This window comes from Microseira wollei NIES-4236 (assembly GCF_020521235.1).
In the GTDB taxonomy this organism is placed as follows: domain Bacteria; phylum Cyanobacteriota; class Cyanobacteriia; order Cyanobacteriales; family Aerosakkonemataceae; genus Microseira; species Microseira wollei.
In genome coordinates, this window is record NZ_BLAY01000271.1 from 1 (window position 1) to 8,729 (window position 8,729).

An 8,729-nucleotide genomic window follows, 5' to 3' on the forward strand; every position below is an offset into this window, starting at 1 on the left:
ATGTTAATCCTGCCGTGCCCCAACAATACAACGATTGCTGTAAGGGCAGGGCAAGAGAGATATTTTGGTGATGGGAGCGATGTTAATCCTGCCGTGCCCCAACAATACAACGATTGCTGTAAGGGCAGGGCAAGAGAGATATTTTGGTGATGGGAGCGATGTTAATCCTGCCGTGCCCCAACAATACAACGATTGCTGTAAGGGCACGGCAAGAGAGATATTTTGATGATGGGATCGATCTTAATCCTGCCGTGCCCCAACAATACAACGATTGCTGTAAGGGCACGGCAAGAGAGATATTTTGATGAAAATAACAATTTTAATCCTGCCGTGCCCCAACAATACAACGATTGCTGTAGGGGCACGGCAAGAGAGATATTTTGATGAAAATAACAATTTTAATCCTGCCGTGCCCCAACAATACAACGATTGCTGTAGGGGCACGGCAAGAGAGATATTTTGGTGAAAATAACAATGTTAATCCTGCCGTGCCCCAACAATACAACGATTGCTGTAGGGGCACGGCAAGAGAGATATTTTGGTGATGGGAGCGATGTTAATCCTGCCGTGCCCCAACAATACAACGATTGCTGTACGGGCACGGCAATAGAGATATTTTGATGAAAATAACAATTTTAATCCTGCCGTGCCCCAACAATACAACGATTGCTGTAGGGGCACGGCAAGAGAGATATTTTGATGAAAATAACAATTTTAATCCTGCCGTGCCCCAACAATACAACGATTGCTGTAGGGGCACGGCAAGAGAGATATTTTGGTGAAAATAACAATGTTAATCCTGCCGTGCCCCAACAATACAACGATTGCTGTAGGGGCACGGCAAGAGAGATATTTTGGTGATGGGAGCGATGTTAATCCTGCCGTGCCCCAACAATACAACGATTGCTGTACGGGCACGGCAATAGAGATATTTTGATGAAAATAACAATTTTAATCCTGCCGTGCCCCAACAATACAACGATTGCTGTAGGGGCAGGGCAAGAGAGATATTTTGATGATGGGATCGATCTTAATCCTGCCGTGCCCCAACAATACAACGATTGCTGTAGGGGCAGGGCAAGAGAGATATTTTGATGAAAATAACAATTTTAATCCTGCCGTGCCCCTACCACTTCTACGATACCGCGAAACATATTCATACCGCAAGCAAAGGTATATTGACCGGGTTTTTGCGGCGTAAATTCCACGGGAGTTACCCGATTTAATTCTAAGTCTTTGGCGATGTGAAAATCGGGCAATATGACTGCTTCTAAACACGTACTCGGATCGCGACGCAAGAAGTTAAGGCGGACTTGACCTGCATTCACTACGACTCTGCTGGGTTCGTAGCCTCCATCTACGGTAATATTAACTTCTTGAATTCCATCGCGGGGTGCTGCTGTTTGGGACTTGGGTTTACTCCCAAGAAACCACCATATTTCTAGTCCGATTAATGCCAAACCTCCCGCTGTGACTGCACCTTTTACCCATAAAGGTTGCTCGATGGGTTGGAATTGAGTTATTTCTGGATTATCGGCGGCTACGGCTTGATTTGCAGCGACGCCGAACAGCAATCCCAAACTTGCTATGCTGGCAAAAATTACCTTTTTAATCAACATTTATGCCTCCTTTCCTTATACAACTGCTTTGGGGTGAAAGTTACGCAGGCGCAAGGCATTTGTGACGACGGAAACGGAACTAAATGCCATTGCTGCACCGGCAACAATCGGGTTGAGTAACCAACCGAAAATGGGGAAGAGAATTCCAGCTGCGATGGGTATTCCCGCAACGTTATAAATGAAGGCGAAGAAGAGGTTTTGACGAATGTTGTTCATGGTGGCGCGGGATAGTTGAATCGCGGTAACAATGCCTAATAAATCCCCAGAAATCAGGGTAATATCGCTCGCTGCGATTGCAACATCTGTTCCCGTACCAATTGCTATCCCCACATCAGCTTGCGCTAAGGCGGGTGCATCGTTAATTCCATCACCTACCATTGCGACAATCTTTCCTTCCGATTGTAATTTTTCCACGGTGGCGGCTTTTTGGTCGGGACGGACTTCTGCTAAGACGCGATTTATACCAACCTCCCGCGCGATCGCTTCTGCTGTGCGGCGATTGTCCCCGGTCAGCATTACGACTTCTAAACCCATTTTTTGCAATGCTTTCACTGCTTGTGCGGAGTTGGGTTTGAGTGCGTCGGAAATGCCCATCAATCCTGCGATTTCTCCGTCAACGGCAATCCAAATGACTGTTTTGCCCAGATACTCCAAACGTTCTTTGTCTTTTGGCAGCGCTTCCATGGTAATGCCTAATTCTTCCATCAATCGCTGTGTTCCTATATACACGCGCTCTTGATAAACAAGGGCTTGGACGCCACTACCTGCAATCGCTTCAAAATCCCTCACTTCTACTAACTCAACTTGTTGAGATTGAGCATATCTAACGACAGCTTCTGCAAGGGGATGTTCTGAATTGCGTTCTACCGATGCAGCGAGTTGCAGCAACTTAATTTCGTTGCGATTCGCCGTCCCTTTAACGGTGACAAAATCGGTGACAGTTGGTTTACCTTGGGTGATAGTTCCTGTTTTATCCAGAACAATTGTTTTAATTTTATGCGTCAGTTCCAAACTTGACGCACCCTTAATCAAAATGCCGTTTTCTGCACCCTTACCCGTACCCACCATCACAGATGTGGGAGTTGCCAAACCTAGCGCACAAGGACAAGCAATAATTAACACTCCAACTGTTGCAATCAAAGCCAGGGTAAGGTTACCCATCACGTTAAACCAAATGATAAACGCGAGCAAAGCAATAGCAATTACCGCCGGAACAAACCATCCGGTTACTTGGTCTGCTAATCTCTGAATTGGAGCTTTACTTGCTTGTGCTTGTTGTACCAATTGGACAATTTGTGCCAATACAGTATCTTTCCCAACTCGCGTTGCTTGAAACTTAAAACTTCCAGTTTTATTGATAGTCGCACCAATGACTTCATCCCCTGGTTGCTTTTTGACGGGTACGCTTTCCCCAGTCACCATTGATTCATCAATTGTGGATGTTCCCTCAATAACTTTTCCATCTACGGGAATTTTCTCCCCTGGACGAACCAGTATGACATCCCCAATTTCTACTGCTTCAATCGGCACATCGAATTCTTGATTTTTGCGAATCAAACGCGCCGTTTTTGCCAGCAAACCAATCAGCTTGCGAATCGCCTCCCCCGTCTGACTTTTAGCGCGATTTTCTAACAGCCTTCCCAATAAAATCAGCGTAATAATTACCGCTGCGGCTTCATAATAAACATCGGGTCTAAGATTTTGAGCCGTAAACCAATCTGGGAAAATAGTAGGAAACAGGGAATAGATATAAGCAGCGCTCGTACCCAAAGCCACCAAAGTATCCATTGTGGCAGCGTGGCGCTTAAAAGCTTTCCCAGCATTCGCATAAAAAGATGCACCGCACCAGAATAGGATCGGCGAAGTTAATACTAACTGCAACCAAGGATTGTGAAGCCACATTGGAATCAAGGGAATATGCACCCCTGTCATCATGGGAATCGACCCTAAAACAATTACCGTGCTGAGGATTGCCGCTACCACAAACTTGCGAGTTAAATCGCGAATTTCTCTAGATTTTGCCCGGTTTTCGGCATCATCTTCTGCTGCCATAATGTGGATGGCAGATGCGGAGTATCCGGCGGCAATAACTGCGTCTTGGATAACTTGTAAATCGGTTTTTTTGGGGTGATATTCCACTGTTGCTCGTTCTGCCCCAAAATTGACGATACATTGATTTACACCGGGAACAGAACGAATCGCATCTTCGATACTTTTGGCACAGGAAGCGCAACCCATGCCTCGTAGTTTGAGTGTGGTATTTTGCATATGGCTAATTGCTAATTGCTAATTGCTAATTGCTAATGGCTAATTGACTCAGGACTTACGCAAACACCAAAGTTTCTCTGAAAAATCGTTGATTGGGAAACTAGAGATCGTAGCCAGAAACCGGGTTTCTAGGATCGTCGTGCGTAAGTCCTGTGACTATAATTTGATCTTGGATTCTCCACCCTACTGGAGAGTCAAGGGGGTAAAGGAGAATTTTCGGCAAACTTCAGATTCCCTACCTGTCTTCTGGGCGTCGGGAGCGTCCCCCCATCCCCGCGTCCTCTTCCCCGCGTCCGCTTGTAACTTGCCAGAATCAAGCCTACATGGTAAGAACGAACCAAGCGAAGGTATTCCCGTGAGGTTTTAGATGAAACTGCGCCAGATATTAACTACCGTTCCCAATCTGGAAAATTTGCCCGAACATCCTGCTCTCGATGCAGAAGTGAAGGGTTTGAAGACGAATTCCCATGCTTGCCAACCGGGAGATTTGTTTATCGGGATGCCTGGAACAAGGGTAGATGGGGGAGAATTTTGGCCTAGCGCGATCGCATCGGGTGCCGTTGCCGCCTTGGTTTCTCCCTCTGCTGCTATGAAGGCAGGGGACTCCGGGAGCAGGGGAGCAGGTGAGCAGGGGGGAGTACCCTGCATTATCCCGGTAACGGATATGACTAAAGCTTGCGCCTCCGTGGCGGCAGCTTTTTATGACTACCCCGCCAAAAAAATGAAAATGGTTGGGGTTACCGGCACAAATGGCAAAACCACAACTACCCATTTAATCGAATATTTCCTCAACAAAGCCGAACAAATGACGATGTTGATGGGAACGCTTTATGCGCGCTGGCAAGGTTTTAATCAAACAGCAAACTACACCACGCCTTTTGCTGTAGACTTGCAAAAACAACTCGCAGATGCCGTGGCAGCGGGATGCAAATTCGGCGTCATGGAAGTGAGTTCCCACGCTTTGGCACAAGGTCGAGTATTGGGTTGTCAATTTGATGTGGCGGTATTTACCAACCTGACTCAAGATCATTTGGACTTCCATAAAGATATGGAAGATTACTTTGCCGCTAAAGCTCTTTTGTTTAACTCAGACTATCTCCAAGGACGCGCGATTATTAATGCCGACGATACCTACGGACAAGCATTAATTAAAACCCTAAATCCCGCACAAGTTTGGAGTTACAGTACGCAAGATGCAACGGCAGACTTGTATACTTCTAACTTAAAATACGAACCCACTGGCGTCAGCGGCATTCTACACACGCCCAAAGGAGAAATTCCTTTCCAACTGCCATTAGTCGGTCAGTACAATTTAGCGAACATGCTAGCAGCAATTGGCGCCGCTTTACACTTGGGTTTGGAGTTAGATTTTATTGTGTCCGTTCTACCAGAATTTACCGGAGTACCGGGAAGGATGGAACGGGTGCAAATTAGTCCCAATCAAGATATTAGCGTCATTGTCGATTATGCCCACACGCCGGATAGTTTGGAAAACTTGCTATTAGCCGCACGTCCTTTTATTCCCGGTAAAATGATTTGCGTGTTCGGGTGTGGAGGCGATCGCGATCGCACAAAACGCCCCAAAATGGGTGCGATCGCTGCCAAACTTGCCGATTTAGCGATCGTTACTTCCGATAACCCCCGCACCGAAGACCCAGAGCGGATTTTAGAAGATATCTTGGCAGGAATGGATGCACCGGAAAAGACGACAGTGGTTTGCGATCGCGCCCAAGCCATCCGCACCGCTATCCTAGAAGCCTCTCCCGGTGACGGCGTTTTACTAGCAGGAAAAGGTCACGAAGATTACCAAATTCTCGGCACTGAAAAAATCCATTTCGACGATCGAGAACAAGCAAGAGAAGCCTTGCAAGCAAGAATCAGTCAATAACCGCATCATATAGCGGATTGCAGGCGCATGAGGTACACCTTCGAATGCAATAGCGGCAGCATTAATGCTGCCGCTATTGCATTCTTGCGCCATAAGGCTTTCCTTCACTCGCTGGCAATCCGCTGTAAACCCGGTTTTTCCAAAAAACCGGGTTTCTTTTTCTATTAGCCTGCGTAGGCAGGCTTAGTTTGTATAGCCGCGACTTCAGTCGTTTGGCTCCAGAATTTTTATGCCTGCATTTTTATACCAAATTCGTCCCCAATTTTATATTACTCAAAGTATTTGAGCTAAAATCTTACACCAGTCGCTAGACTCGGCAGCAGCCCACTGACTCTCGTTCCCAGGCAAGAGCCTGGGATCGAGATGCGGTGGGCTGCTGCCTCCCCAAGGGAAGTATGGAAGATCGAAGTTATCAAACTCTTGATAATTCAGACTATCAACGTTTTTACACCAACTCGTGATGGGTGAAATCACCGATTTAAGACTTAGTATTATTTTTATCAATGCCATCTGAAAATACTGCTGATGGAAATCGGTTGACTAAAAAAATCAGCAAAACTTTTAAATCCAAATAGAACTGTCCGGCGTAATTGTTGTAGGACTTACCCAAACAAATTTCTATCCTGACTGGGGTAAGTCTGGCGTTGCTATGCACAAACCAAAAGTAACCGATAGCTAACTTCTGTGCAGAAGTGAGCGAACGCACTATGCCTTAAAAACTTACCTACAAATCAAAGGAGTCACTGAGATGGCAATTATTAACGGCACACCCAACAACGATAGCCTGATGGGAACTCAAGAAAACAACATCATCTTTGGTTTTGCAGGCAATGACACCCTCAACGGTGGACGTGGCTATGACCTCCTCGACGGGGGAGACGGCAATGACGTTCTCCTGGGTGGAGATGACAACGATGTTCTCCTCGGTGGTGATGGCAATGACTTCCTCAACGGAGGAGATGACGAGGATGTTCTCTTAGGTGGACGCAACAATGATGTCCTCCAAGGTGGCGATGACGATGACTTCCTCCTGGGTGAAGAAGGCAACGATATCCTCCAAGGTGGACGAGGCAAAGATCTCCTGGGCGGTGGCAATGGCAATGACTTAGTCTTGGGTGGACGGGACAACGATCTCCTGGGCGGTGGAGATGGCAACGATATCCTTGACGGCGGCAATGGCAACGATTTCCTTGACGGCGGCAATAACGATGATGCCTTGATTGGAGGCGCTGGTAACGACACCCTCAATGGCGGCAATGGCAATGATATCCTCGTTGGCGGAGGCGGTTCGACCTTGTTTGGTTTAACCAAGGGTAATGTTCTGGTTGGTTTCGACCCCGCCAGTCCCGACCAAGCTGCAACTATCAGGGTGACTGGTGTTGACGGCAACTTGATTGGCATCGATACTCGTCCGGCAGATGGGATACTATACGGCGTCACCGATACCAACAAAATCTACACGATTGATACCAACACGGGTGCTGCAACGCTCAAGAGTACCATTTCACCCATTCCCTTTAACGCCGGACAATTTTCTGGTGTAGACTTTAACCCGATTCCCAATCTCTTGCGCCTAGTCGGTAGCAATGACCAAAACCTCCGCGTCAACGTAGATAACGGTCAAGTAGCAGATGGCGATACCATCCAAGCAGGCATTCAACCGGATGGCACTTTATTCTACGGCAAGGGCGACCCGAACCAAGGAAAAGACCCGAACATTACTGCCGCAGCTTATACCAATTCCTTCTTTCCTTCTCCCCGCGCTGGACGCACCACCCTGTACAATATTGATTCCAACTTGGATATCCTCGTCACCCAGGGTAGCGCCAATTTCCAAGCGGGAGATCCCAACACTCCCATATCTCCCAATAAAGGGCAACTCCTGACTGTAGGATCTTTGGGTGTTGACTTTGGTCCCACGGCAGGATTTGACATCGTTTCCCCTGGGGATGGGATAAATATTGCCTACGCAGCTTCTGGTTCAACTTTATACACGATTGATTTGTCTACGGGGGCTGCCACATCTCTGGGAACAGTTGGCAATGGTTCTTTCAACTTCATCGGTCTTGCTGCGGTCGGCGTTGGAGAACCTGCTGGTATGGGAAAAGACATGCTCGTTGGTGGTAATGGCAACGATACTCTCAGCGGAGGAGTTAATAGCGATACCTTGACTGGCAATGCTGGTATGGATAGCTTTAACTTTGCCATGCCAACTGAAGGCATCGACACGATTACAGATTTCTCGGTTGTCGATGATACGATTGTCGTTTCTGCTAAAGGTTTTGGTGGGGGGTTAGTAGCAGGTGCTGCTATTACACCTGACCAATTCGTCATCGGTGCATCAGCAATGGATGCAGCGGATCGGTTTATTTATAACAGCAAAACTGGTGCGCTGTTATTTGATGTTGATGGTACTGGCGGGATGGCGCAAATGCAGATAGCGTCGCTAGCAACTGGTCTTGGGTTGACTAATAACGACATTTTTGTTGTTGCTTAGATGCGGCCATAAACCGGGTTTCAACCTAGATCTATCGTTTCCAAATCAACGATTTTTTAGAGGAACCCGGTTTATTTGTGTAAGTCCTGAAAGATTGTTGGTTTGGTATCGAAATATAGATGAAGAAACCCGGTTTTTACGTTCATCGTGGGTAAATTATGATTTGGTTGTCGGGAACGTAGGATCGTCTTTTCGTTACCTGGAAAGCCTTTCTCTGCCTTGCCCCAAAGCCATTGGCTCTTTTTATCCTATTGGTTGTCGGGGCACGGCGATTGAGCGGATTTTCGTTACCTGGAAAGCCTTTCTCTGCCTTGCCCCAAAGCCATTGGCTCTTTTTATCCTATTGGTTGTCGGGGCACGGCGTATGATCGTCTTTTCATTATCAGGAAAGCCTTTCTCTGCCGTGCCCCTACGCAATTTGATCTTTTTATCCTATTGGTTGTCGGGGCACGGCGTA

13 protein-coding genes are annotated in these 8,729 nt (G+C 47.1%); 9 read left to right on the top strand and 4 right to left on the bottom strand.

Translation table 11 applies throughout. The features are described from left to right. Positions 1-149 precede the first annotated feature (149 nt). From MiSe_RS45135 to MiSe_RS45160, 6 genes are read left to right on the top strand one after another with little or no spacing between them, the layout of a single operon-like run. Positions 150-305, top strand: a complete 156-nt coding sequence (locus tag MiSe_RS45135) for a hypothetical protein (protein WP_226593236.1) — start codon at positions 150-152, stop codon at positions 303-305. Continuing rightward, the gene (locus MiSe_RS45140; RefSeq protein ID WP_226593238.1) at positions 305-466 is read left to right on the top strand and encodes a hypothetical protein; all 162 of its coding nucleotides are present in this window, start codon (positions 305-307) and stop codon (positions 464-466) included. The genes MiSe_RS45135 and MiSe_RS45140 overlap by 1 nt, the downstream gene beginning before the upstream one ends. Beyond that, a complete protein-coding gene (locus MiSe_RS45145) occupies positions 463-621 on the top strand; it encodes a hypothetical protein (RefSeq protein WP_226593240.1) in 159 nt (52 codons plus the stop codon). The genes MiSe_RS45140 and MiSe_RS45145 overlap by 4 nt, the downstream gene beginning before the upstream one ends. Then, positions 621-782 carry a hypothetical protein gene (locus MiSe_RS45150; RefSeq protein ID WP_226593238.1) on the top strand — a complete coding sequence of 54 codons (162 nt, stop codon included), beginning with the start codon at positions 621-623 and terminating at the stop codon, positions 780-782. The genes MiSe_RS45145 and MiSe_RS45150 overlap by 1 nt, the downstream gene beginning before the upstream one ends. After that, positions 779-937: a hypothetical protein gene (locus tag MiSe_RS45155; protein ID WP_226593240.1), complete on the top strand. Its 159-nt coding sequence runs from the start codon at positions 779-781 to the stop codon at positions 935-937. Before MiSe_RS45150 ends, MiSe_RS45155 begins: the two co-directional genes overlap by 4 nt. Then, positions 937-1,095 (top strand): hypothetical protein, encoded by a 159-nt coding sequence (locus MiSe_RS45160; RefSeq protein ID WP_226593241.1) that lies wholly within the window; start codon positions 937-939, stop codon positions 1,093-1,095. The genes MiSe_RS45155 and MiSe_RS45160 overlap by 1 nt, the downstream gene beginning before the upstream one ends. Before the next feature lie 14 nt (positions 1,096-1,109). Here the strand turns inward: MiSe_RS45160 and MiSe_RS45165 are convergent, their stop codons facing one another. From MiSe_RS45165 to MiSe_RS45175, 3 genes are all read right to left on the bottom strand, one after another. Beyond that, positions 1,110-1,619 (bottom strand): cupredoxin domain-containing protein, encoded by a 510-nt coding sequence (locus tag MiSe_RS45165; protein ID WP_226593243.1) that lies wholly within the window; start codon positions 1,617-1,619, stop codon positions 1,110-1,112. Positions 1,620-1,634: 15 nt separating this feature from the next. Further along, entirely contained in the window at positions 1,635-3,887 is a 2,253-nt protein-coding gene (locus MiSe_RS45170) for a heavy metal translocating P-type ATPase (protein WP_226593245.1), read from the bottom strand. Between the two features lie 194 nt (positions 3,888-4,081). Then, positions 4,082-4,228: a hypothetical protein gene (locus tag MiSe_RS45175; RefSeq protein WP_226593247.1), complete on the bottom strand. Its 147-nt coding sequence runs from the start codon at positions 4,226-4,228 to the stop codon at positions 4,082-4,084. A gap of 26 nt (positions 4,229-4,254) precedes the next feature. Between MiSe_RS45175 and MiSe_RS45180 the strand changes: the two genes are divergently transcribed. Beyond that, a complete protein-coding gene (locus tag MiSe_RS45180; RefSeq protein ID WP_226593249.1) occupies positions 4,255-5,775 on the top strand; it encodes a UDP-N-acetylmuramoyl-L-alanyl-D-glutamate--2,6-diaminopimelate ligase in 1,521 nt (506 codons plus the stop codon). A 478-nt stretch (positions 5,776-6,253) separates the two neighbouring features. On the opposite strand, the gene MiSe_RS45185 is transcribed toward MiSe_RS45180, so the two are convergent. Beyond that, positions 6,254-6,481 (bottom strand): hypothetical protein, encoded by a 228-nt coding sequence (locus tag MiSe_RS45185; protein ID WP_226593251.1) that lies wholly within the window; start codon positions 6,479-6,481, stop codon positions 6,254-6,256. Positions 6,482-6,523: 42 nt separating this feature from the next. On the opposite strand from MiSe_RS45185, the gene MiSe_RS45190 reads away from it, so the two are divergent. Together MiSe_RS45190 and MiSe_RS45195 are read left to right on the top strand one after the other, a co-directional pair. Beyond that, a complete protein-coding gene (locus MiSe_RS45190; RefSeq protein WP_226593253.1) occupies positions 6,524-8,272 on the top strand; it encodes a DUF4394 domain-containing protein in 1,749 nt (582 codons plus the stop codon). A 163-nt stretch (positions 8,273-8,435) separates the two neighbouring features. Next, positions 8,436-8,729 (top strand): hypothetical protein (locus MiSe_RS45195; RefSeq protein ID WP_226593255.1); only part of this gene is annotated, 294 nt, incomplete at its 3' end.

What these genes read in the sequence shown, in the direction of transcription:
- MiSe_RS45135 (WP_226593236.1), top strand. Translation starts at nt 150, where the DNA reads ATGGGAGCGATGTTAATCCTGCCGTGCCCCAACAATACAACGATTGCT.
- MiSe_RS45140 (WP_226593238.1), top strand. Translation starts at nt 305, where the DNA reads ATGAAAATAACAATTTTAATCCTGCCGTGCCCCAACAATACAACGATT.
- MiSe_RS45150 (WP_226593238.1), top strand. Translation starts at nt 621, where the DNA reads ATGAAAATAACAATTTTAATCCTGCCGTGCCCCAACAATACAACGATT.
- MiSe_RS45160 (WP_226593241.1), top strand. Translation starts at nt 937, where the DNA reads ATGAAAATAACAATTTTAATCCTGCCGTGCCCCAACAATACAACGATT.
- MiSe_RS45165 (WP_226593243.1), bottom strand. Translation starts at nt 1,619, where the DNA reads ATGTTGATTAAAAAGGTAATTTTTGCCAGCATAGCAAGTTTGGGATTG.
- MiSe_RS45170 (WP_226593245.1), bottom strand. Translation starts at nt 3,887, where the DNA reads ATGCAAAATACCACACTCAAACTACGAGGCATGGGTTGCGCTTCCTGT.
- MiSe_RS45180 (WP_226593249.1), top strand. Translation starts at nt 4,255, where the DNA reads ATGAAACTGCGCCAGATATTAACTACCGTTCCCAATCTGGAAAATTTG.
- MiSe_RS45190 (WP_226593253.1), top strand. Translation starts at nt 6,524, where the DNA reads ATGGCAATTATTAACGGCACACCCAACAACGATAGCCTGATGGGAACT.